A 25,364-nucleotide genomic window follows, 5' to 3' on the forward strand; every position below is an offset into this window, starting at 1 on the left:
ATTTACACAATTCTAATTTAATATCAAATGATACAAAAATATAGACCTCTGCTTGCTGTATTGGGCTGGTTATGCAGTGTGGGTGTTGCCAAGGCACAGACAGTTACTGCGAACGGAACCGGACAGGAGCAGTTTAAAGACAGCACGGAATTGAACCGCCTGGTGGACCTGGGTTTACGAAAAGAAAAAAACTGGAGAAACACAGCGGCCACTTTTACACTTTCGGGCAAAGAGCTTGAAAAAATGTTCTCAGGCAACTTACTCAATACATTACAGGGCCGCATTCCCGGCCTTACCGTTAACACGGGTTCGGGCGAGCCAGGATATGATAATCCTAACCTGTTTATGCGGGGCAGAACCACCTGGAATAGTGGTGCCGCTCAACAGCTGATTTTATTGGACGGCTTCCAGGTGGATCTGAATGCCCTCAGCGCTTTTTCACCTTACGAAATAGAGTCGATTACACTTTTGAAAGATGCAGCAGCAACCGCCATATACGGTTTACAGGGTGCTTCAGGTGTTATTAATGTAGCTACCAAAAAAGGAAGGGTATCATCTAAAAATGAATTAACCATCAATGCCCGGTATGGTATACAAACTCCGGTCAAATTACCTGAAGTAATGAATGCCTACGATTATACCCGGTTGTATAACCAGGCACTGGCCAACGATGGATTACCACAAAAATATCCCAATCCCGATTTGTATAAGGTCTCCAATGATCCTTTTCACCCCAACGTAAACTGGTACGATGAATTGCTGAAGAAGAACTCTGCGATTCAGAATTATAACCTGTCTTTCAGGGGTGGCAACAGGACAGCACGTTACTATGTTTTGATGGATTACATGAATTACGACGGGTTATATAAAAATGCCACTGCTATCAATAAAGATTTTGGAACCAACGCCAAATACAGTAAGATCAATTTAAGGGCAAACGTAGAATTAGATCTAACCAAAAGCCTTTATGTGGCGGCTAATGTGTCGGGTATTATTGAAGACCGTAATACTCCTTCAGGCTTTACGGCTTCGCAGGTTTTTGATAACCTGATGCGTATTCCCGCAGCAGCCTTTCCCGTAAAAAATCCCAATGGCACCTGGGGCAACAGCTCAGTATACAATTTCAATCCAATACAGCTGTTACAACAAAATGGCATATACAGCGCGCACACCCGTACCATTCAAACCAATTTTAAAGTACGGGAAAAACTGGACCTGATCACCCCGGGCCTGGCAGCAATTGGCGGTGTCTCATTTAATAACCAATATACCGGTACCCGGCAAACATTGTATTCGGTTATGTCTTACGAATTGCTGAAAGATAATAATGATCAGCCCATTTTAGACGGTGGTGGTAATCCTACTTATCGTACTATTGGTACCAATACACCTCAAACCACTAATGAAGGTGGAAACGGGCATTGGAACCGTAATACCTTCCAGGCGGGGTTGGACTATAACCGGGGCTTTGGTAAAAATACATTTAGCGGCATGTTGCTGGGCAGGAGAGTAAACTATACCCGTATCGGCCAGACCTATGCGGTAAGGGTACAGGGAATAGCAGGCAACTTTACCTACGATTACGATAAAAAGTACATCGTTGATTTTAGCTCATCTTATATGGGATCTGCCGATTTCGCTCCGGGCAATAAATATGGTTTCTTCCCCGCATTAAGTGCAGGATGGATATTGTCCAATGAAGATTTCCTTAAGCATAATGAAGTGATCAACTTCCTGAAATTGAGGGCTTCTTATGGTAGCGCCGGTAGTATTAATGATGCCTACCGCTTCCTGTACCAGGAACGTGCCGGTGGGGCGTCGGGCTGGATCACCGGAACCAGCAATACCGGGCGCGGCGGTATGGCCATCGGCGCTTTTGCCAACCCGGATGCTACCTGGGAATTAAAGAAAACCCTGAACATAGGAGTGGAGGCTACCTTATGGGATAAGTTGTCGGCAACTATAGATGTCTTTAGCGAAACACGTAGCGGTATTTATGAAATCCCTTATGCTAATGTAGCAGCCTACACAGGCTTCAACCTGCCTTACCTGAATACAGGTAAAGTAAATAATAAAGGTTTTGAAGCCGCGCTTACCTACAATAACCAGGCCGATGCATTCAAATACTTTGTTACGGGCACTGCCACTTTTGCCAGAAATAAGATCATAGAGAAATCAGAAACCGCACAACCTGCCGACCGCCTTTATGAAAGAGGATTTGCTATTGGCCAGGTTAAGGGCCTGGTATTCGACGGCTTTTACCAGTCATCAGACTTTGAAGCAAATGGTAACCTGAAACAGGGTATAACTACTTCCTCCTATGCACAGGTAAGGCCCGGTGATCTGAAATTTAAAGACCTGGACGGTAATGGTGTGATCAATGAGTATGATCGTGCACCCTGGGGATATAATAATGTTCCTGAAGTTACACTGGGATTTAACCTGGGCTTCAATTACAAGGGGTTTGATTTCAGCGCATTCGTACAGGGAGTGATGAACCGTACCATCAGCATGCTGGGTGCTGCGTATAATTACACGCATCCCTTTGTAAACAATAATAATATTTCTGTATTCTCCAATAATGCCTGGACTCCGGAAACAGCTGCTACAGCAACTTCGCCCAGGCTGTCCACCCTGGCCAATCTAAACAATAATGTGGGTGCCGATTTCTGGTTCCGCAATGGCAATTTCTTTAAACTGCGCAGTATCGAATTGGGATATACCATACCGCAGACGGGAGTATTAAAGAAGGTGGGCGCCATACGGGTATTTGCTAACGGAACCAATTTGTTTGTGTCCAATATGATCGACGGACTGGAACCTGAGAACCTGTCAATGGGTTATCCGGTGACCAAAGTGGTGGATTTTGGATTTAATGTAAAATTTTAGAACAACGTTGAATTATCAGCCATGAAAAGAAATAAATTAATCGTTCAACTTTTAGCTGCTGTCCTGTTTCTTTCTTCCTGTGAAAAAGATTTCATGACAGTAAACAGGGTAGATGCCTTTATTCCCTCCGATCAGTTTTATACCAATTACAACTATGCACAACAGGCCGTATGGAATGTATATAGCTATCTTCCCAATGGCTTATCCTCGCTTAATTATGAAGCTATTACCGACAATGCCGAAGCCACTAACGTAACGGACCTGTCCAATGTATTTAACCAGGGCGTATGGAACCAGTATGTTAACCCGGATGATGTATGGAGTAAAAATTTCAATGCTATTCGTGCAGCCAATCTGTACCTGGAAAATAAGGATAAGGCAGATATTGAATATATCAAAAACCGCATCGTAACCAGCGATTCTACTCCCTATTTCAATGCACGCAATAATGTGAAGTTTATGGAAGGGGAAGTGCTCTTTCTGAAAGCTTATTTTTACCTGGAGCTCATCAAACGGTATGGTGGCGTTCCTGTTTTAAGGGAGGCCTTCGAATACAAATCGGAGGATTGGAAGAATGTACCGAGGAATACGCTGGACGAATGTGTGAAATACATTGTGGAGTTGTGTGATGCAGCTTCAGCTATTATCCCGCAAAACTTAAGTAGTTACTCCTGGTACGATGTAGGCCGTGTAACTTACGGCGCCATCAAAACTTTGAAAGCAAAAGCATTACTGTATGCCGCAAGCCCCCTGTTTAAAGGGGCCGGCACTACAGCTACCTGGGAAGATGCTGCAATAGCCTGCAATGATGTTATTGCATTAAATGCCTACACACTCGACGCCAATTATAACAATGTATTTGGTGCCAATGCGCTTAGCTCAAAAGAAATGATCTTCTTCAGGCAGTATGGTAATAACAATTCAGTAGAATACGCCAACTTTCCCATCAGCTTCCAGGGATCCAATGGAAACAGCGTAACGCCTACACAAAACCTGGTTGATCAGTTTGAAGTGCTGATCAAAGATGGTTCGGGCGCTATTACAGGTTCCAGGCCTTTTAGCTGGTCGAATGCTGATGATGCTGCTAACCCCTATGCCAACAGGGACCCCCGTTTAAATAATACGGTTATTTTAAATAACACCAGTTTCTCAGGCGCAGTTATTGAAACCTTTGATGGGGGAGCCGCCGGGTTTCCCAAATTGAATGCTACAAAAACAGGTTATTATTTAAAGAAATGGGTGAATCCTTCTGTCAACCTGGTCACCAATACCAGCGCGGTTCATACCTGGGCCTATTTCCGGTACGGGCAACTGCTATTGGATTATGCGGAGGCCGCTTTTAACGCGTATGGAGCAGATGGTAAACCCTCCGGTGCTTCTTTAACGGCGCTGCAGGCTCTCAACCTGGTGCGTGCGCGGTCAACAATGCCGGCGCTTAGCTCCAGCCAGCTCAACCAGGCCAGTATCGAGCATGAGCGTAATGTAGAAATGGCCTATGAAGATCAACGTCTTTGGGATGTAAGACGCTGGAAAAAAGGAAATACCTATTTCAACCAGCCTGTAAACCGTATCAAAATAACTAAAACAGGTACCGGTTTTACTTACCAGGTCAACAAATTAGAAGACCGGAGGTTTGATCCCAAAATGGATTGGTATCCTATTCCACAGGATGAAATTGTTAAAACAGGTTGGACACAAAATTCTGGATGGTAAGTGTTAAGCATTAATTTTTTAAAAGATACTCGTATGAATAACAAGCTTTCATTAGCATTTTTAGGGATGGCATGCTCCGTAATAGCCTTGTTTACCGGCTGTAAGCAGGATGCACTTATAGGTGAACGGGTTCCCGAAACAGGGAAAGTGTATTTTGGACTGGCAGACAGTTCAGGCACAAAGGGCATTAATGGCGTAAGTAGCTGGTCACAGGATACAGTTGCCAAAACAGTAACGATTGCCGCCGCTATCTACCGGGGTGGGTTTACAGAATTAGCGCCGTTTACAGTAAAAATACAGGCAGATAACAGTGCCGTGGATAAATTAATCAGTGCCGGTAAATTGCCTGCGAATACGGTAAAGCTTGCTACCACGGACTATACATTAGATGAATCAGCAACAATTGAGTATAAGGATGGTGTGATGAAAGGAATGGTACTGCCTGAAATTAAGATGTCGGCTTTAAACGCCAACCAGGGTAAGTATATAGCCCTGGGTCTCTCTATTGCATCTGCGGAGCGTTTTGGCATCAATGAATCCCGTAGCAAAATTGTGGTTTATGCCAACGTAGATTCTTTAATGGATGCCATCATTCCTCCCAAAAACCAAATTGTAAATGATGCCTGGCAGGTGCTGAAGATTGCCAATAATGATAATGTAACGGCAACACCTGCGTCCAACGGGTCATTTGTTTTTGCAGGCGGCAGCGGCGGCCATATCGGCATTTACCAGGCTGTAGATGTACAGGCCGGCAGAAAATATTCATTCACTTTTAACGTAAAGGGAACCGGCGCTACCGATACCTGGTTCGAAGTATATATTGGCTATGGCGCACCTGTTACCGGCGTAGACTACAACGAGGGCGGCGTTAGAATGGGTTTAAATACCTGGACCGGTTGTGGTAAAACAGCTTTTGATGACCTGCTGTCTAAAGTAGGATGCGTAGGTTCAGGCCCCATTTTTACAGCACCTGCTACGGGCAAAGTATACCTGGTGATCCGAACAGGTGGTACTAACCTGGGCGCCGGCGGCATTACTGCTTCGAAGTTTGTATTTATCCGGCAATAGCTATAATATTCAAAACACTTTTAGGAATGGGATGTCAAAATTGGCATCTCATTTTTTCTTAAGGTCAGACGCCTACTATATCGGAGTACAGGTAATTACTTTATATTGTAAAGCCTTATGTAAAGATTTTTTAAATTGGAAGTGAATGGCCGTAAATATGCTTATTGAAGTATCACTTCTTTAGCCTTCTCCAATATCTCATCCCTGCCTGCAATTATCCCTTGTACAGTAGGCCGTACAATAATATCTGGTATAATCCCTGTTCTTTGTGTCGGGCTTCCATCAGGATAAAATATGCCAATGCCGCTAAACCTGGTTTTTAGATAGCCCGGAAGTATGATCTCAGAAACATTTCCGTCCGCACCCGCTGAAGGTGTACCAATAACCATACAGTTAGGGGCGGCCCTATAAGCCATGGCATGATATTCTGAAGAACTTTGCGTGGTTTCATCAATTAACAGCACTACTTTTCCCCGGTAGTAATCGGATCTGACATTTCCTGTTTTAAATGGAGCGGCAAAAGAGAAAGAACCAGGATTGTGGATATCGGGTACCAGGATTTTCACAAATGGTTTTAGTTCTGGCAACAGGAATTCCGGAAGTGTATATATCAGGTAATCTGATGGGTAATTTCTTAAGTCGATAATAATACCCCTGGCTTCTTTAAACTGTTCAAAAACCGCTGCGAGATCCCTGGTTTTAAGTTTTCCATGATCAATATAGCCAACTTTATTTTCCACCCATTTGTAAGGTATATTTAGCATACTGAATTCTTTCGGGGTCTGAAACGTTCCCGGATCGTAGCTCGATACCATTTTCTGCTTTTGTTTACCATTTCTAATAATGTCCACGCTGAGTATAGAATCATTGGTTCTTACCAGACTTCCGGCAATATCTCTTAATTGTGTCCAATTGTTTGAGGCGGGTGTATAGGCTCTTAGCCTATTCACAATAGTTTCAACAGCCTTACCGTTTATTTTAACCACTATATCACCTATTTGAAGATCGTTTTTTTGAGCAAGGGTTTCGTCTGAAAAACCGGTAACAACCGGCTGGTTATTGATAAATTTAAGCCTGACAGGGAATTGCCTGTTACCTAAAAAATTGTGTATAGCATAATCAAAGTCAAAAAAAGCATGCGAATCATGTATTTGGCCAGCCAGTTCAAGCAAGCTAAGCTTATAGGCTAATTCATTTTTTGCACTTAGAAATTTAGGAATATATTTTTTTAAGATTGCTTTCCAATCGGTGCCGATATCGTTTTTGTAAGGGAAAAAATACTGGATAATATTCCAGTAGCGGTATAAAGCTAAAAGCCGGTATCCGTCGTCTGTAAAAGGCATCTGCATATAGGGGCGTTCATGCTCTATACTCACATTAGAAGCACGCCCTTTACTTACATAGTACTGGCTTTCAGTTGAAATTTCTGCTTTACTCAGATTTAGCAATACGCTTTGAAGATTTGCTGAAAAGCCCGACTGCTTAATCCAGCTTAAGTCAGGTTGTATACTAATACTATCGGTGACTGCTCTTTTAGTGGCTTTAGGTACCTTACCTAGTGTATCGATCCAGTTTAATAAAATGTCATCTCTTTTACCGGCCTGAGCCTTTAGCAATTCAGGCAACACTCTAAACAATTCATAGTCCCAGTTATAATCTCCTTTAATTACATTCGGGTGCCGATATTTTAAATATCCCCATACCAGGCCCAATTGATACAAAGTGTGAATAGTGCTGCTATCGCTATCATTTATCGTTACCAACGATCCCCTGTCAAATTCACGATCGTCTTCGGCGGGAGCAGTTACCATAGGTTGCAATTCCGAAATATCTTTTCCATCTATAGATATTTTAAGATCATCCAGCCACATTTTTCCTTTGCCTACTAACATGCCTCCCAAAACAATCTTATCCGTTTTTTCAGGATCCAGGGGAAGCGTTATCCGGTACTCAGTCCAATCGGTAGTACCTTTCGCTCCTCTTTTGTGCATATTGTCAAAGGCTATATAAGGATCGATGCGCATCCATAATCCGGCATAGCCATCCGTCACATTTTCGGTTTTTATAAATCCAGAAAATGTAATACTATCACCTGCATATTTTTTTGTTATGAAGCGTGCCCAGGTACTAAACTGCGGCTTTCCGCCTTCGAACGCAATGGAAGCAGAGTAGTCTCCAGATCGGAAAATCCGGGAGTCCAGTTTTGCCGTATACACAGTACTATCGTTGAGCGTATACCCCTTCCAGCCGATAGCAGAATCCTGGTAAATGTCTTCAAAGCCCAGGTTGTAGCCGCCAGATTGCCGGGGAGATTTACATGAAAAAAGAGAGCAAACAAACAACAGGATAAATAAAAATGATCTCATAATGTATATAGTTGGTTAGTCAATACAGTTCGTTCACGCAAGGAAGGCCGCAACACACAAGTATGATCGATCTCCGGCCTACTTCACCGATGCCTGTGCAACTTATGTGTTTATAACAATAAATATATTGATATATCTAAAAGTAAGGTGTTGATGGTTAGCTAATATTTTCTTAATGCTTGAGCTATATTACCAATAAGCAGCCTATAAAAAATTATTGTTGCTATTGGAAGTGCTGACTGAAAATGATAAGTTTGCTACTCATTTAAAGCCCCTTACACATGAAACCTCTAAACAATACTGTGCTGGCAGTAAAAAAGCAGTGGATTGCTCCGGAAATTACAACCATTCAAATCAATGGTAACGGTGTTGCCGGCTTCGATTTTGCCAGTGAACAAGAGAGCTGACAAATGCCCGGCTAGCAGATTGGTGCCTGATAAATCATTTTATCTGCAAATTATTTAGTATACATTTGCTAAATTTTTGAGCGATAATTATGGAGTATGCCATTGTAGATATTGAAACTACGGGAGGTAACGCAGGTTTGGGCAGTATAACCGAAATTGCAATACGCATTTTTAATGGCAACCAGGTTATCGACAGTTATGAAACACTGGTAAAACCGCTTCATTCCATTCCGCCTTATGTAGCATCGCTTACAGGCATCAATGATGACATGGTAGCCAATTGCCTCCCTTTTGCCGACATCGCCAAAGATGTTTTTACTATGCTGGAAGGCAGAACCTTTGTGGCGCATAATGTCAATTTTGATTATTCTTTTCTGAAACATCACCTGGGTAGCGCAGGTTACCACTATGCGGCTCCCAAATTGTGCACGATCCGGATGAGCCGGAAGATCAGGCCGGGCCTGCCTTCTTACAGCCTCGGAAATTTGTGCGACGCGCTGGATATCAGCATAGCAGGCAGACACAGAGCAGGTGGCGATGCAGATGCCACAGCCCTGCTGTTTTCAAAACTGCTGGCATGGGACCTCGACGGGGTTATTCCGGCCATGTTAAATGAAGTGGCAGAAGAAAAGCAATTACCCGCAGCGCTGCGAAACGATTTTGACGGGTTACCTAACACGCCCGGCGTTTACTATTTCTATAATGACAGTGACGAAGTCATTTATATCGGTAAAGCCCGGGATCTGAAAAAGCGGGTAGGACAGCATTTTGCCATACACAGTCCCAACCGCAAGGGCTCTAAATTCGCAAAAAAGGTAGCGCGCATCAGTTATGAAGCCTGCGGAACTGAACTGATGGCTTTAATACTCGAAGTGCTGGAGATTAAACGGGTTTATCCAAAATATAATACCGCCCTGAAAAAGTATGAAGCAAAGGCGGGTCTTTTTGTTTATGAAGATGAGAATGGCTACCAAAGGATGACCATCGCCAAAGCAAAAAAGGGATACCAGCCCGTGCAGGTATTTACAACCAGGCAGGGAGGCATGAACAAATTGCGTGAGCTATCCAGGCGTTATGGTTTATGTGCTTCGCTATGCCGCCTAAGCAGCTGCGAGCTTTGCGACCTGGTAGATAAGCAAAAGGATCTGCTGTGCACCGCCAACCAGGCTCCGGATGTCTATAATCAAAAAGTAGAGCGGGCACTCTCTTTTCTGAAAAAAGACGAGCAGGGATTTTATATTATGGACAAGGGAAGACATGCGGGGGAAAAGAGCTGTATCTGGGTGGAGAACGGGCAGTTTTACGGTATGGGGTACATCGATAATGATGCAGACATTTATTCTCTAAACGATGTAAGGGATAGTCTTACCCGTTACCCCGGCGATCATTATATTATGCAGCTGATCATTTCCTATGTATGTAAATATCCCCGTAAAGTGGCGCCCATAACAGGTAAGCCGGTCTCCGCTGAATGGGATTGATTTAAGAGCCCGCCGGTTTTCTCATGGTTTTGATCACTTTTATGATCAGCGGTATGGTTACTACCAAAAGAAATACTGCAATAATATATTTCAGCCAGGGTTGTAAAAAGGGAACACTACCCATTAAATATCCGGTTAGTACAAATGTCAATATAAAACCCGCTGATCCTATGGTGCTCAATATAATGAACCGTTGAATCTTTACTTTTATGATGCCTGCCAGAACAGGGGCAAAACTGCGAACAATCGGTAAAAAGTAACTGCCTGCTATAGCCATTGAGCCGTGCTTTTTGTAAAAATCTTCTGTAGAACTCAAATAACTGCGGCGAAAGAAGCGGGATTCTTTTCGGGAATAAAAGAACTTACCGGTACTGCGCCCGATACCATAACCTGTAATGCTTCCCGCGACAGCCGACGCAATTAACAGCACGCAAACAACCGGCAGGGATGGTAACAGGTCTTCTTTTGCAGAAATCAATCCAACCGAAAACAATACTGCGCCAATAGGCAAAAAGAAACAAAAAAATAGACCGATGGAACCGAATACCAACAGGCATATCACTACCAGTCCTCCATATCTGATGATTGATTCAGCGTCCATAATTTTCCAGGTATTGCATTAATAATATCATATGCTAAAAAGTATAACCGCTAAGCTACTGCATTCGCTTAATAGAAACAGTATTTATACCGTTTTAATGCAATGCAGAGAAGTAGGGTGCAATTCAAATTTTCGCTAAAGTTATGCGGCCCGAAGTGCCCGCCCGTGGCGGTACGCCCGCCTGACCGGACGGGCAGGGACGGGGAAGCATCTCAATAGCAGAGATCTTCCCGGTACAGAGGCATCGATCATTAATATATCGCTGCGATGCAGCTCTACTGTCTTTATGAGTATTGTTTTACTAATATATTGCAGCTACGCTGCTTTAGTATCATGATCATTGCCGCGTAGCAGCATCGTATCAATAGAGGCTCCAGGTATCGCATTAATAATATCATATGCTAAAAAGTATAGTCGCTAAGCTACTGCATTCGCTTAATAGAAACAGTATTTGTACCGTTTAATGCAATGCAGAGAAGTAGGGTGCAATTCAAATTTTCGCTAAAGTTATGCGGCCCGAAGTGCCAGCCCGTGCCGGTACGCCCGCCTGACCGGACGGGCAGGGACGGGGAAGCATCTCAATAGCAGAGATTTTCCCGGTACAGAGGCATCGATCATTAATATATCGCTGCGATGCAGCTCTACTGTCTTTATGAGTATTGTTTACTAATATATCGCCGCTACGCTGCTTTTATTATCGTGATCATTGCCGCGTAGCGGCAATATATTAATAGAGTCCATAATAATTCGTTAGCTACCAGAGCTGCATAGCAGCGAGATATTCTATTATATAAGTATATTAATTAACGCACCTATATACTTGAATGTACTAGATGCTATTTTTTAAAAGATATGTATACAACGCACAAAAAAAGAGGTATTAAAAATACCTCTCTAATTTATAACAATGTCATACTTATTGCTTTTCAGCAGCTGATTCTACCAGCATGAAAAACATTTTAATAAATTCAAGAATATCTGCTTCATATTTAAGTTGAAATTCTTCAGTATATTTAGTAGGCTTTCTGTTTATAATAGTATAGTTAAAGCCTTCTACAGGAAATAATGCATCAAATTTATCTGTTTTTGGATTTTTCCCTTTGAAATAATCATCCTCAATTATAAATTCTCTATAGCTATCATTATTCTCTAAACAATCTCTCTTTAAATAAATTAGTTTTCCATTTTTAGTTTTCATATCATACTTACAAAAACCATTTTCAGAATTAATTATTCCGTCATAATCTTTAAAAACTCCATTCGAGTTAAATAAATCTTGTGATGCCAATGCTTTTGGTTTATTATCCCATACTAATTGGTTGTCCTTGTAATATTTCATTTGTCCATTAGACCACCACGTTAAACCATTATCACCAAAATATCCATTTTTTATCCAATTTGGAGATTTTGTACCTGGGGCAATTTCCATACAATACATTATAACATCATTATCTCTAAGTAGAAACAGCATTTTAGGAATACCTCCTTCATAAGCAATTTTTACTCCCTCTTGAATATTTCCGTTGTATTGTGTTATATCTTTTATTCCTATAACTCTTCCAAACGAAATAATATTGTTTTGTATTATTGGTCGTTTCTTATGTAAAAATTCTACTAATTTTTTAGGAAAGTATTTTAAAGTATATCCGTTATAATGTTCAGTCACATATTGTGAAGAAATCCATTCTGGAAGTTTTGGTATCTCTGTTTTTTGTGCATTGCAAAATAGTGATAACAGAATAAAAAGTCCTAACATTAGTGTAGGAACAAAAATCTTTTTCATTAAATGATTTTGAATTTTTTATTCTTCCCAGACCCAAAGAAGGAATTGATAAAATGAAGAAGCGTGGGTACTGCTAACAAATTTTATCTAACGGGCTCTGGTAAGCCTAGGACTAAAATAAGTAACAGACCCACGCTATAATGTATATAGCGCAGGATCAGTTAACCTATTTCTCGTCCTGTTAAATTTACCAGATTCGTTAGAGAGAAAAAGTTAAACGCCTTCTATGTATTGTAATATGTTCGGTATTCTAATACCTTGGCGCAAAATTACTTATTTGTCTTTTAGTTTTCTATAAAATGTATGGATGTAATAGTTCTGAATATGTGAGTCTATTGCGTGCTAAACCTAAAAATTGAACAAGCCGTTCACCATCAAACATTTCTCTTGTATTATATCTATACGCAAATTCTTCGCAATATTTAGGTAAATGTTTGGCGCTTACTAAATGATAAATACCGATAATACCTCGTTTTAACTGGCTCCAAAAGCTTTCTATTGAGTTTGTATGATATCCATTCTCGACATAAATTCCCTCACTATGTTTTACTACTTTATGGATAAAATCACGATTAAGCCCCTTATAACCAAGCCATCCATCAGTTACAATAGTTGCACCTTTTGTTATAAGGTTGTATATGATAGTTTTTAGGACCTTACCACTAGCGTTAGGTATTACCTTAGCTTTGACTTTACCAGCAGATAATAATCCCATTACTGGTGTTTTAGTTAGGCTTCTGCCTTGAGTTCCTTTCCTTCTTCCACGACTTTTACCACCAACATACGTTTCATCTATCTGTATTTCATCTTGAAATTCAACATCTATCTGATCTTCACAGTTATACCTTATTCTATGCAACATGAACCAGGCAGTCTTCTGTGTAACATTTATATCTTTATGTAATTGCACACTGCTTATACCTTTCTTATGAGCCAAAAAGATATAAATAGCTAAGAACCATTTTTTCAATGGGACATGAGAACCTTCAAACATTGTTCCCAATCGTACAGTAAACCTTAAACGACAGTCTTTACATTTATATAGACCAGTAAATACTCCATTATTTGTTAGCTTATAATGGCTTTCATTGATACTTCCGCAATGATAGCAGGTTGGTATGTTATTCCATCTTAGTTTTTCAAGATATAATCGACAATCTTCTTCAGACTGTAAGGTGTCCATCAAATGAATTATCGATTTAAAATATAACATTATAACAGGTAATAACTTAGTTATAAGTATTATACTGCCGCGAACGTCTTTCGTTTCATTTTTGAAATATTTTTTACAAAAAAACCTCCGCTTATTAAACGGAGGTAAAATCTACATTTCAAATATGGATTATATTTAAAATGTCTTATTTTTGTTAGACACAGATAAAGGATGATAAACAATGTAGGTTAAAATAAAAACTAATCCCGTTCATTAAGAAGGATATATAAATCGAAAACCTTTGACGAAAGAGTGAGAATCAGACGTCTTGTGAATCAAACTTTATCAATATAGAATATGTATATAATACTTTAATATATTTTAAGATTTCATTGATTTTAAAAAAATAAAGCCATGTCTTTCAAACCAATACCAGGATATTTAATAGTAAAAACTATTGATGATGCTACGATTTTCATTAATCCAATCAATATTGAATCTATTATAGGGGATAATGATACACATGGTTCTATTATATCACTTGTTAGCGGTAAAGAGATAAAATCAAAAGACTCACCTACTGCTTTGGGTAGCGATTTGAAACTATTAGAAAATAACTAACACATATTTTAAGTGTAGTAATAAACTGATTGATTATCAGCTATTTTATGTATTTTAGTAGTAGTTAAACATTTATCCTATGAACGACCCTATTGAACTTGATCAAGATAATAGAAGATATCCTAAAAATGGAGCTATTTCTTTATCTAATATAGAAAAAGTCAGTTTTTCAGATTTAAGGCTAAATAATGCTACAATACAGGCTCATTTTGTTAAGCTAGATTTTGGAGAAGAACAAATAGCGAATCTATCTGAAGACCAATCAATTGTACTCGACTACCCTATTGATTTTAAAAGTCTCTACTTTACAATAAAGCTTATTGATGGAGAACAAGGAAGAGCATCACTTATTTGTAAGCCATTCAACAGGAGGGTTTAATGTAATCAAAGAGGAAACACTTAAATATTTACCTTCTATCAATTTTTTATCTTTTGGTTTTGTAAGAGGATCATAAAATCTAGTCATATCAAAAGACTCAACTCTTTTTGAAAGAAGATCATCTTTTTCAAAATAATGCAATTCTGTATCTTCTGGTAGTTCAAGAAGCATTCTTGCGAATTCGTGTGCATTTATCATTATTTATGTTTTTGGTACATTCAAGTATATAGGTGCGTTAATTAATAATAGCTCCCTTATTTTTTGCCAGTTTTTTATCCCATTCTTCTTTTTCTTCTTTTGTTAGTTTTTCCCAATTGCTAACTTCTCCGATTATTTTCAAAGGTGCTTCACTGCGATAGGAGCGGGTAGGATTACCCGGAAATTTTTTATCGGTAACATTCGGGTCATCCTCAAAACTGCCGGTTGGCTCAATAATGTATACGCGTTCAGCACCTTCTCCCTTGGCCAAAGCAGCGGCAAGCCCCGCGCCATCCATTAATGCGGTGAAATAAATATGGTTCATAACTATTTCAGCCTGGTAATTCGACCGTCCACCGGCAACCAGCAAGTCGCCGGTTTGTAAGTCAGCTTTGGTACCATGATAAAAAGGCCCCTCGTCTTTTAGCTGGCTTTTGAGCGCGACAGCCCGTTCTTCATTGGCCCTGGCTTTGTCCTTATCTCCCAGGGCTTCATAACACCGGGCCATATCCCGGTATAAAGACGGTAATGCAGTTTGTACAGAAACGCTATCCGCTTTCTTTCCGGCCCCCAAAGCCTTATCCAGCCATTTTAATTGCGCATGAGGATCTGCCTCATGCCTGCCGGCCAAATGAGCGACTATAAATTTTTCAAAATCGTTGGTGGCTTCTTGCCAAGCCTGCAGCAGTAATTGGCGGGCTTCTTCCGGTTGGCCTTTTGCGTCGGCGGCCATGGCCTGCAAGCAACGTTGAATAACGGGATTGCTAGGACTAAATTCCATAGTTGACTATTTAGATGGGGTGGAGGATTTTATTTTTTTGACCGGGTTCATGCCTTCAGTAGTGGCTGTCATAAGTGCAATAGCTTTTTCAAAATAGCAGGCAATAATCTTTTTTTCCTTATCAGAAAAAGATGCGATCAATTGCTGCGACTCATTACTGAAGGTTTTATATAATGGTTTCAGCAAGGCCGTTATTTTTACGGTATCCGGTATAATCAACACCTTTCGCCTGTCGGTGGTGTCATATTGCCGGCTTACCAGCTTTTTCTTCTCAAACCGGTCTATCAAACCTGTAACAGCGCCGGTAGTAAGTCCGGTTAAAACGGCCAGCTCACCGGCAGTCATGCTACCCCTGGTAATAAAAAATCCGAGGTATTTTTGATCTGTTCCAGAAAGACCCGCCTTCGCCGCCATCCGCTCATGCATTTGTAAAGAAGTATAGGCATACAACTGGCTGAGTTGCTGTAGTTGAGCAATTAACGATTCAGTCATTTATCTTGTTTATTAATTATCTTAGTTGCAAAGATATTTATTTAGTCCTAATTTTCGACTCTGTTTTTTTAATGTGGTATTGACTTTCCTAATGATGAGTTCTGGAAAACTAATTTATTTAGTAAATAATTGCTAAATTATTTGTGATTGTCGGGTTTTAGAAATACCTTGCATCATAGTGTGTTTATGGGGCGTTGCCTTTACAATACCCATGCACCTCCCACTTAATAGGCTTTTCATGCAGCAAAAATTATTCGACGATACGGATCAGTTTGATTTACCCCTGGACTTATTGTCTTATATACCGGGTTTTATCAGTCCTGAGGAAGGTAATGACCTGCTCCGGTTATTATTACAAACGGTTCCCTGGCAGCAGCATAAAGAAATAATGTACGATCGCGAAGTGGTAACGCCGCGTCTTTCAGCATGGTATGGCGATACAAGAAATGATGGGGGTAAAACACAGGCTCAGCAATGGCTGCCTGAGCTGTATAACTTAAAAGAGCGGATTGAACGGTTTAGCGGGGAACGGTTCCAGGGTGTTTTGCTGAATTATTACCGCGATGGTAACGATTCTGTAGCCTGGCATGCAGACAGGGATACGATTCCCGGTGTTAAAACCGCTATAGCTTCGTTAAGCATAGGGCAGGAGCGCCTGTTTGATTTTCGCCATCAAAAGGATCATTCTAAAAAGCATGCGATATTGTTGCAGCATGGATCTTTACTATTAATGCAGCCTGACTTGCAAAAAGAATGGGAGCACCGCATTGCCAAATCAACTTTCCCGATGAGGGCTCGTATTAATATGACCTTTAGAAAAGTAATGGATCAGTAAGCATAGTTCCGCGGAGCCCCGTTATTTGATATAGTTGAATAAAAAAGGATAGCAATGGAAAAGAAGGTTAATGTAAATAACACAGGTATCGACTCAGCCGGTTTAACTGCTGATTACATGCAGGCTATTGCTGAATTTATATGGAATGGTTTTGATGCCGGTGCAACGGCCATCCATATCGATTTCGAAAGTAACGAATTGGATTATATCAGTTCTTTATCCGTTACGGATAATGGCGAAGGTATTAACAGGGCTACCATTGACGAAAGTTTTGGCAGTTTTATGGACTCTATGAAAAGAGCCGGTTTTCAAAAAACATCATCCCGTTTAAAAGGGAACAAAGGAAAGGGCCGGTTTTCCTTTGCAGCATTTAGCGGCCGTACCAGCTGGCATACCCGGTATGCCGATCCGCAATCAGGCCATATCATGGAGTATGCCATTACGGTTAAAAGTAGTTCTAAAGATCGTTTTGAGTTTGGTGAGCCGCGTCTTTCTCCACAGCATACAACAGGTACTACCGTAAGCTTTCACGATCTGTTTGATGTTACGGCCTATTCTTTTTCTTCTCCTGATTTTATCAACTTCCTGGGTCGCGAGTTTGGCTGGTTCCTTTTTTTAAATAAGGATAAAGCTTGCAGCATTTATATTAACGATGACCCCGTTCGCTTCGATCATTTAATGGCGCAGCAGGAAGTGCTGCTGATACCGGTGGCAGATGATGATAAAGAAACGCTTTTTAAAGCCACTTTTATCCGCTGGGCTCAGAAGATCGGGGACAAGTTTTATTTCTATTTTTTAGATAGTAAGCAGAAGGAAGTAGTAAAAGAGCTGACCTCGTTTAACAATAATGCCATTGGTTTTTATCATAGTGTTTATGTAGAGTCGCCCTTTTTCGATGATTTTAATGCCAACGATAAGGAGCAAAGCCTGAACCTGTTTGATACCCATTCCAGTCACTCACCGGTGTTCAAAATATTACAGCATCGCCTGCACAGCCTGGTGGGAGAGAAACAGAAGGATTTTGTAAAATTGCAGGCAGCAGATGGACTTATTGCGAGCTTTGAGAAAACAGGCCTTTTTCCAAAATTTACTGATGAGGAGCAGGAGGCAAAGGAAGACCTGGTTAACGTATTGAAAGCCATTTACACTATGGAGCCCCGGCTATTCATGGCCCTGGGTAAGGAGCAGCAGAAAATGAGCATTGGCTTTATTCACCTTTTGCTGAAAAGCAATAAAAGGCAGGACATAGCCCATCTGTTGGCACAAACGATAAAGCTTTCCGTTGAAGAGCAACATGCTTTGCGCATGATTTTAAAGAGGCAGGCTGTGGCGGTGTAGCCGTGCATCGTTAGCTTTTATTTAAACCGGGAACAGTAACATACACGACATGTTCACCGGCGGAGAAAGGGTTGGCCACGAATTCCAGCTTTTTGTGAAAACAAAATGATTTTGAAATACAACTTAGTAAATTTCCAGCACTTTCAGAAGAAGCCTTTTGTGTAAATGGAGCTATGAGCCCTTCACGAATTCTGGTTGGAATGTATAAATGCCTTGTTGACGCAAGGCATTTGTTGATTTAATTGGTGATTCTGTAAATTCAGAAATCCCGAACAGAATAATAATGAACATAAAGATACATTCCCTGAGGGATTTTTCAATTTTAAAATTTGTCAAGATGGAAAAACTTTCGATGGAAATTGTAAATCCGCATGCAGCAGGTATTGACGTGGGATCTCGCTTTCACATGGTAGCTGTAAGCCAAAGCGAACAAGGAGTAAAAACGTTCGGCGTTTATACTGAAGACCACCAGTCGATGATTGGTTGGCTTAAAGACCATCAGGTGAATAGTATTGCAATGGAAAGCACGGGTAGTTACTGGCAAACCTTATTTAGCGCTTTACAGGTAGCAGGCTTTGAAGTTATCCTGGTCAATGGCCGTCATACAAAGAACATTAAAGGTCGAAAAACTGATGTTCAGGATTGCATGTGGATACAAAAGCTGCATAGTTTAGGTCTGTTAAGCGGCAGCTTTCTACCGGATCATTTTACAGATCAGTTAAGGACCTATTATAATCACCGGCAGCACCTGATTGAGCAAATGTCAAAATATACTAATAAACTTCAAAAGTCTTTTAGATTAATGAATATTCGATTAGACGTTGTATTGAATGACATTACAGGCAAATCCGGCAGAGCTATTATAGAAGCCATTCTTAATGGACAAAGAGACAGTATAGAGTTAGCTAATCTTGTAAACGGTCGGGTGAAAAAAAGTAAAGTTGAAATAGCCCAATCACTACGGGGCAACTGGAGAGATGACCTGCTCTTTGAGATTAAAGAATGCCTGGATTTATATGATATATATCATTCAAAACTTATAGCATGTGATGAGGCTTTAAATGATATATTAATTGTTGCAGAACCACATCCCAATCATATAATACAATCTCAGGTAAAAAAAACCAGATCCAAGCATGCTCCTTTATTTGATATCCAGAAGATCGCCTATTCTTATTACGGCACCAATCTCTTTGAAATTCCGGCAATAAGCTATAACACTATTCTTTGCTTGCTTACACATATAAGTAAAAAGGATTTTGATAAGTTTCCTACCGTTAAGCATTTTACCAGTTGGCTAAGGTTGGCGCCCGATACAAAAAAGACTGGCGGGAAAGTTATAAGTAGCAGAACTCCTAAAGGCAAAAACATAACTGCACTTGCTTTGAGACAAGCAGCCAATAGTATAGGGAACATGAAGGGTCATTACCTGTCCCATTTTTTCAAAAGAGTCGCATATAAAAAAGGACGAAGTTCCGCAATTACTGCTACCGCGAGAAAACTAGCGGCTATCATTTATCAAATGATTACCAGGCAACAGCCCTATCTGCCATCAGACATTGACGCACTTGAGCAAAAGCAAAAAAAACAAAAAATTAAAAACCTAAAATCTCAATTCAAAAAACTAAATCTGGATAAAAATGAAATATTAGATATTCTTACAAGTGGTTCATTGTCACCAAATTTCTAAATTGTTGTACAGAATACACGAATAGTTACACCAACAGCGCGAAGCACCTCTATTTACACCTCTGTGTTCTGATCCTGCGGATTCCATGGGCTAGCTACCACCCAGGCCGTTGTTTCGACTAAGCGAAACAAAGTGAAGCGCACGGAGAAACCTCCAATACAAGCCGACTCTCGCCCCATAACGGGAGACCCTTCCCTTTCGTTGATATTTTCGCCGATGAACCTTCCAAGTTTATGCTGTTGGCCTTTGTCTGTGGCTAAAAAGCACCAGAATCGATAATAAGCAGTATAGTTATTATTCCTTTATTCGTGTATCTGTGGCATTATTTAGTTAGCCACAGATACACGAATGATGGGCTTAGTTTGTAGTGATAAAAACCAACAGGGGCTCCCTTCATGCATTTCGTTGCGCTTCACTTAATCGGAATGACGATTGGGAAGGAGCTTCTACCTTCGGTGGCTTTTACCAAAGAATTGTTGGGGTATTCAGCTATTTTATACGTAGCTTGTTAGTGAGAAACATCAAAAGGGGCCAAAAACAACAGCAATGGTGATAGAGGAAATAAAATTGTTTTATATATTCGAAAAACGTGAAAAAATTAATCCAACTGTTTTTGTTAGCACTCCTTGTATGGTCCTGTCAATCACCACGAACGGTTGATAGGTACAACCTGAATTTTGAGCAACCTATTAATAGTGGGGTAAACAATTGGAGAGCGATAAACAGGACAGATAGCTCGCGTTATAAAGTTTCTTTAGATTCTGCCGTTGCTAAAGAAGGCAAATATGCTGCGGCAATTTCTTTTGAAGGAGGACTCCCTGATCGAACAGGATGGGTTTATACTATTAATGACACTTTTAAAGGAGATAGTATAATGCTTACCGGTTATGTAAAAACACAAAATGTCATGGATGGTCAGGCAGCATTATGGCTTAAGGTTAGTTCGAATGGAGCTTATGACGACATGCATAAAAGAGGATTAAAGGGCACGAATGACTGGACAAAATGTAGTATCACACTTCCCCTGTCTTCAGAAACAGAAACTAAGATAGTTTTTGGGGGCATGCTTCGGGGAAGAGGCAAAATGTGGATGGATGACCTTAAAATAACTATTGATGGAAAAGACATATCCTCGCTGACCCCGATCGAGAAATTGCCTGCAGATAAAGACTATGCGTTCGATTTGGGCGACACTACTAAGATAGGCGCCTTAGACGAAGACAAAATAAACCACCTGTATCATTTGGGCCTTATCTGGGGATATTTGAAATACCATCACCCGGCCATCATACAAGGAAAATACAATTGGGATTATGAATTGATCAGGATCTTACCTAAATTTCTTAATGCTGCAAAAAATGAAAAAGATGCTTTGCTCCGCCAATGGATTCACAGCATGGGGGCGTTGGGAGTAGGTACTGCTAATGATAACAGGAATAACGACAGTGTTACTATAAAACCAGATCTATCCTGGATCACCACCTCTGGTTTTTCGAAGGACCTAATTTCGCTATTACAAAAAACAGGGGGAGTCAATGGTATTTGTGATAAGCAATATTATGTTGCAAAAACAGCTCTGGGAAATCCAGTTTTTAAAAATGAGCGCGCCTATGATAACTTCCCCTATCCGGCTGATGGGTTTCGGATATTGGCTTTATTTCGATATTGGAATCTGGTGCAATATTTTTTTCCTTACCGGAACATTATGGGTGAAGATTGGAAGATCGTTTTAAAGCGGTTTATCCCTAAATTTTTAAATGCCCAAAACGAGCTGGAATACCAATTAACTGCCCTGGAACTGGCTGCGCATACAGGTGACGGGCATGCGTTCTTCAATTATCACGAAAAAATCAACAGGTATTTTGGAGCCAACTATCTGCCTGTAAAACTCAGGTTCATCGAAAATAAATTAGTGGTAACAGGCCTCGATCAGGGTCCTTCCATTAAGGACGATATACGATTGGGTGATGTGATTTCTAAAATAGGTACTATTTCAGTGGAGAAGAAGATAGAGATGTATTCTAAATATTTTCCAGCACCCAACAAAGCTGCACAGCTTAGGTATATGGCTGAAGGGTTGGTTAGCAGAACTAACGATTCCATTGTTAATGTAGAGGTGATAAGGGACGGCAAAAGATTAAACAAAACAGTGCATGCTTATGGAAAGGATAAATTAAAATTTGAAAAATTTAGTTTTTATAGCAAGTCATATAAATGGATTAACCACACCATCGGGTACATTGATAATAGTACATTAAAGAAGGCAGATCTGGAATCCATGTTTACACAGTTTCAGCATGCAAAGGGGTTAATCATTGACCTTAGAAACTATCCTGCAGAGAATTTAATGCAGGCGGTACCGGATTATCTTTTATCGGAGCCGAAAGCGTTTGTAAAAATGTCGGCGCCCGATTTTTGTAGGCCCGGCAGTTTTTATTTTCGATCCGCAGAGAAAACAGGCAATGAGCACAAAGGGCTTTTTAAGGGAATTCTTGTATTGCTAATTGATGAAACTACTCAAAGCGCGTCAGAGTATCATGCTATGGCATATAGCACTTATCCCAATTGTGTTATAATAGGCAATAACTCGGCGGGTACAGACGGGATGGTTTCTGAGTTTTCTCTTCCCGGAAACCTGAAAACACGTTTTAGCGGAGTGGGTATTTATTATCCTGACGGAAAACCAACGCAGCGTGTAGGTATTCAACCTCATATTATGGTGAAACCAACTATACAGGATATTAGAAATAAGCGGGACATAGTATTGGATAGGGCCATTGAATATTGTAAAAAAAAATACAGGAAATAAATAGATATTTAGCAGCCCTAAGGGAAATCTAAATAAACATCAGACGCTAATCACTGACCTGCCAGTATCATGTTTTTACCGCCGGGGCGGACAGGTGTGATTAAAATACAGGCTCACGTCTTCGTCGGTGTTTTTTGCGCCATCGTTGGTGTTTTTCACCAACGAACTTTTTGGTGCGCCTCCGGACTGGTTACTGCAACATGGGGGCTTTATGTATCTTGCAGTTGTTATTGACCATAGTAAATAATGTGATCTATGAAAAAGAAAGGTTTAATAGCAATCTGGGTAGGTTGGTGCCTCCTGCAGCCGGTGCTGTATTTTTTTGGCGATTTATTGACAGATATTATGGCATTGCTGATACTGGCACCGCTGTTCTTTATTCTTTTGATAATACAGCTGGTGAAGCTAATAAAAGAAATGCCGGGTGTAAGCGGGCTCAGGATCGGGAAGCTATTGAGTTTTATCCTGCTGCTTTTTCTAACCACTGCGCCCTGGATCGTTCAAAATGTAATGGAGCGGATCGATTGGGTGATCTTATACAATAAGAGAAAGGAGATTGTACAACAGGTTAAAAAAGGACAACTGAAACCCAACCAGGGGTGGAGCAGCAGCCTTTGTAAACTTCCGTTTGCTTTACCGGTTGTGTCTGACGGGGGCAACGAAATCCAGATTTACCGCAACAAGAGTAATAATGCACTAACTGTTGAATTTTGGACATTCAGGGGAATGCCTGATGGTGGTTCGCGGTCTTTTGTGTATTCGGAAGATGTAGCCGAAATAAGCGGGATGGACAAAAAGGTCGCCCAACAGCCTGGAAAAAATCGTAAAATACAGGACGGCTGGTACTGGCTTACGGATGAGTAAAGAGGCTTCTTCCTTCGTTGGTGTTTTCACCCATGAAGCTACCGTGCTATTTTCCTTTAATCAGTGTATTCTGTACAACAATTTAGAAATTTGGTGACAATGAACCACTTGTAAGAATATCTAATATTTCATTTTTATCCAGATTTAGTTTTTTGAATTGAGATTTTAGGTTTTTAATTTTTTGTTTTTTTTGCTTTTGCTCAAGTGCGTCAATGTCTGATGGCAGATAGGGCTGTTGCCTGGTAATCATTTGATAAATGATAGCCGCTAGTTTTCTCGCGGTAGCAGTAATTGCGGAACTTCGTCCTTTTTTATATGCGACTCTTTTGAAAAAATGGGACAGGTAATGACCCTTCATGTTCCCTATACTATTGGCTGCTTGTCTCAAAGCAAGTGCAGTTATGTTTTTGCCTTTAGGAGTTCTGCTACTTATAACTTTCCCGCCAGTCTTTTTTGTATCGGGCGCCAACCTTAGCCAACTGGTAAAATGCTTAACGGTAGGAAACTTATCAAAATCCTTTTTACTTATATGTGTAAGCAAGCAAAGAATAGTGTTATAGCTTATTGCCGGAATTTCAAAGAGATTGGTGCCGTAATAAGAATAGGCGATCTTCTGGATATCAAATAAAGGAGCATGCTTGGATCTGGTTTTTTTTACCTGAGATTGTATTATATGATTGGGATGTGGTTCTGCAACAATTAATATATCATTTAAAGCCTCATCACATGCTATAAGTTTTGAATGATATATATCATATAAATCCAGGCATTCTTTAATCTCAAAGAGCAGGTCATCTCTCCAGTTGCCCCGTAGTGATTGGGCTATTTCAACTTTACTTTTTTTCACCCGACCGTTTACAAGATTAGCTAACTCTATACTGTCTCTTTGTCCATTAAGAATGGCTTCTATAATAGCTCTGCCGGATTTGCCTGTAATGTCATTCAATACAACGTCTAATCGAATATTCATTAATCTAAAAGACTTTTGAAGTTTATTAGTATATTTTGACATTTGCTCAATCAGGTGCTGCCGGTGATTATAATAGGTCCTTAACTGATCTGTAAAATGATCCGGTAGAAAGCTGCCGCTTAACAGACCTAAACTATGCAGCTTTTGTATCCACATGCAATCCTGAACATCAGTTTTTCGACCTTTAATGTTCTTTGTATGACGGCCATTGACCAGGATAACTTCAAAGCCTGCTACCTGTAAAGCGCTAAATAAGGTTTGCCAGTAACTACCCGTGCTTTCCATTGCAATACTATTCACCTGATGGTCTTTAAGCCAACCAATCATCGACTGGTGGTCTTCAGTATAAACGCCGAACGTTTTTACTCCTTGTTCGCTTTGGCTTACAGCTACCATGTGAAAGCGAGATCCCACGTCAATACCTGCTGCATGCGGATTTACAATTTCCATCGAAAGTTTTTCCATCTTGACAAATTTTAAAATTGAAAAATCCCTCAGGGAATGTATCTTTATGTTCATTATTATTCTGTTCGGGATTTCTGAATTTACAGAATCACCAATTAAATCAACAAATGCCTTGCGTCAACAAGGCATTTATACATTCCAACCAGAATTCGTGAAGGGCTCATAGCTCCATTTACACAAAAGGCTTCTTCTGAAAGTGCTGGAAATTTACTAAGTTGTATTTCAAAATCATTTTGTTTTCACAAAAAGCTGGAATTCGTGGCAATAAAATATAGTGTGTATGCTAACGCAGTAAGAACAATCGCACCACTATAATGGCCACAGATGCACAAATAATATGGGAGATGTATACGGAATCTATGTAACTCTTCATCACAAATACTATGTTTCTACCCCACGGCGGACAAGTGTGGTGAAAATACACCTGTGTTTGTGTCGTCACTTTCACTAAGGAACCGAAA

18 protein-coding genes and 2 pseudogenes are annotated in these 25,364 nt (G+C 40.4%); 12 read left to right on the top strand and 8 right to left on the bottom strand.

Features of this window, described 5'->3' with window-relative positions:
- Positions 1–27: 27 nt before the first annotated feature.
- Genes U0035_RS01795 through U0035_RS01805 form a run of 3 tightly spaced genes read left to right on the top strand, consistent with a single transcriptional unit; the run spans position 28 to position 5,670 of the window.
- The gene (locus tag U0035_RS01795; RefSeq protein WP_114793248.1) at positions 28–2,889 is read left to right on the top strand and encodes a SusC/RagA family TonB-linked outer membrane protein; all 2,862 of its coding nucleotides are present in this window, start codon (positions 28–30) and stop codon (positions 2,887–2,889) included.
- Positions 2,890–2,910: 21 nt separating this feature from the next.
- On the top strand, positions 2,911–4,602 hold the full coding sequence (locus tag U0035_RS01800; protein ID WP_114793247.1) for a RagB/SusD family nutrient uptake outer membrane protein: 1,692 nt from the start codon (positions 2,911–2,913) through the stop codon (positions 4,600–4,602).
- A gap of 33 nt (positions 4,603–4,635) precedes the next feature.
- Positions 4,636–5,670 (top strand): DUF1735 domain-containing protein, encoded by a 1,035-nt coding sequence (locus U0035_RS01805; protein ID WP_114793246.1) that lies wholly within the window; start codon positions 4,636–4,638, stop codon positions 5,668–5,670.
- Positions 5,671–5,831: 161 nt separating this feature from the next.
- On the opposite strand, the gene U0035_RS01810 is transcribed toward U0035_RS01805, so the two are convergent.
- Positions 5,832–8,036 (bottom strand): S41 family peptidase, encoded by a 2,205-nt coding sequence (locus U0035_RS01810; RefSeq protein WP_114793245.1) that lies wholly within the window; start codon positions 8,034–8,036, stop codon positions 5,832–5,834.
- 281 nt (positions 8,037–8,317) lie between these two features.
- Between U0035_RS01810 and U0035_RS01815 the strand changes: the two genes are divergently transcribed.
- Both U0035_RS01815 and U0035_RS01820 read left to right on the top strand, forming a co-directional pair.
- Positions 8,318–8,443, top strand: coding sequence for a hypothetical protein (locus tag U0035_RS01815; protein ID WP_262510961.1), 126 nt, complete (start codon positions 8,318–8,320; stop codon positions 8,441–8,443).
- 89 nt (positions 8,444–8,532) lie between these two features.
- Positions 8,533–9,924 carry an exonuclease domain-containing protein gene (locus U0035_RS01820; protein ID WP_114793244.1) on the top strand — a complete coding sequence of 464 codons (1,392 nt, stop codon included), beginning with the start codon at positions 8,533–8,535 and terminating at the stop codon, positions 9,922–9,924.
- 1 nt (position 9,925) lies between these two features.
- Here U0035_RS01820 and U0035_RS01825 read toward each other — a convergent pair whose 3' ends face one another.
- From U0035_RS01825 to U0035_RS01835, 3 genes and pseudogenes are all read right to left on the bottom strand, one after another.
- A complete protein-coding gene (locus U0035_RS01825; protein WP_114793243.1) occupies positions 9,926–10,525 on the bottom strand; it encodes a DedA family protein in 600 nt (199 codons plus the stop codon).
- Between the two features lie 916 nt (positions 10,526–11,441).
- The gene (locus U0035_RS01830; protein ID WP_114793242.1) at positions 11,442–12,308 is read right to left on the bottom strand and encodes a hypothetical protein; all 867 of its coding nucleotides are present in this window, start codon (positions 12,306–12,308) and stop codon (positions 11,442–11,444) included.
- Positions 12,309–12,600: 292 nt separating this feature from the next.
- Positions 12,601–13,509, bottom strand: a pseudogene (locus U0035_RS01835) (IS1595 family transposase); the annotation flags it as partial.
- Positions 13,510–13,875: 366 nt separating this feature from the next.
- On the opposite strand from U0035_RS01835, the gene U0035_RS01840 reads away from it, so the two are divergent.
- Together U0035_RS01840 and U0035_RS01845 are read left to right on the top strand one after the other, a co-directional pair.
- Positions 13,876–14,082 carry a hypothetical protein gene (locus U0035_RS01840; RefSeq protein ID WP_114793240.1) on the top strand — a complete coding sequence of 69 codons (207 nt, stop codon included), beginning with the start codon at positions 13,876–13,878 and terminating at the stop codon, positions 14,080–14,082.
- A 79-nt stretch (positions 14,083–14,161) separates the two neighbouring features.
- Complete coding sequence (locus U0035_RS01845) at positions 14,162–14,461, top strand: hypothetical protein (protein ID WP_114793239.1); 300 nt, start codon at positions 14,162–14,164, stop codon at positions 14,459–14,461.
- Here U0035_RS01845 and U0035_RS01850 read toward each other — a convergent pair.
- The 3 genes and pseudogenes from U0035_RS01850 to U0035_RS01860 form a co-directional block, all read right to left on the bottom strand.
- Positions 14,426–14,659, bottom strand: coding sequence for a hypothetical protein (locus U0035_RS01850; RefSeq protein WP_114793238.1), 234 nt, complete (start codon positions 14,657–14,659; stop codon positions 14,426–14,428). The genes U0035_RS01845 and U0035_RS01850 overlap by 36 nt on opposite strands.
- A gap of 37 nt (positions 14,660–14,696) precedes the next feature.
- Positions 14,697–15,074, bottom strand: a pseudogene (gene arr, locus U0035_RS22900) (NAD(+)--rifampin ADP-ribosyltransferase); the annotation flags it as partial.
- 372 nt (positions 15,075–15,446) lie between these two features.
- Positions 15,447–15,932: a MarR family winged helix-turn-helix transcriptional regulator gene (locus U0035_RS01860; RefSeq protein WP_114793236.1), complete on the bottom strand. Its 486-nt coding sequence runs from the start codon at positions 15,930–15,932 to the stop codon at positions 15,447–15,449.
- A 238-nt stretch (positions 15,933–16,170) separates the two neighbouring features.
- Between U0035_RS01860 and U0035_RS01865 the strand changes: the two genes are divergently transcribed.
- The 5 genes from U0035_RS01865 to U0035_RS01885 all read left to right on the top strand — a co-directional run bounded on the left by U0035_RS01865 (position 16,171) and on the right by U0035_RS01885 (position 23,468).
- Complete coding sequence (locus tag U0035_RS01865) at positions 16,171–16,767, top strand: alpha-ketoglutarate-dependent dioxygenase AlkB family protein (RefSeq protein ID WP_114793235.1); 597 nt, start codon at positions 16,171–16,173, stop codon at positions 16,765–16,767.
- 54 nt (positions 16,768–16,821) lie between these two features.
- Positions 16,822–18,105 (top strand): ATP-binding protein, encoded by a 1,284-nt coding sequence (locus U0035_RS01870; protein WP_114793234.1) that lies wholly within the window; start codon positions 16,822–16,824, stop codon positions 18,103–18,105.
- Positions 18,106–18,442: 337 nt separating this feature from the next.
- Positions 18,443–19,795, top strand: a complete 1,353-nt coding sequence (locus U0035_RS01875; protein ID WP_162818025.1) for an IS110 family RNA-guided transposase — start codon at positions 18,443–18,445, stop codon at positions 19,793–19,795.
- A gap of 613 nt (positions 19,796–20,408) precedes the next feature.
- Complete coding sequence (locus U0035_RS01880; RefSeq protein WP_162818022.1) at positions 20,409–22,604, top strand: S41 family peptidase; 2,196 nt, start codon at positions 20,409–20,411, stop codon at positions 22,602–22,604.
- Positions 22,605–22,859: 255 nt separating this feature from the next.
- Entirely contained in the window at positions 22,860–23,468 is a 609-nt protein-coding gene (locus tag U0035_RS01885) for a hypothetical protein (protein WP_114793344.1), read from the top strand.
- 82 nt (positions 23,469–23,550) lie between these two features.
- Here the strand turns inward: U0035_RS01885 and U0035_RS01890 are convergent, their stop codons facing one another.
- Entirely contained in the window at positions 23,551–24,903 is a 1,353-nt protein-coding gene (locus U0035_RS01890) for an IS110 family RNA-guided transposase (protein WP_162818025.1), read from the bottom strand.
- Positions 24,904–25,364 lie beyond the last annotated feature (461 nt).

This window comes from Niabella yanshanensis, from assembly GCF_034424215.1.
In the GTDB taxonomy this organism is placed as follows: Bacteria; Bacteroidota; Bacteroidia; order Chitinophagales; family Chitinophagaceae; genus Niabella; species Niabella yanshanensis.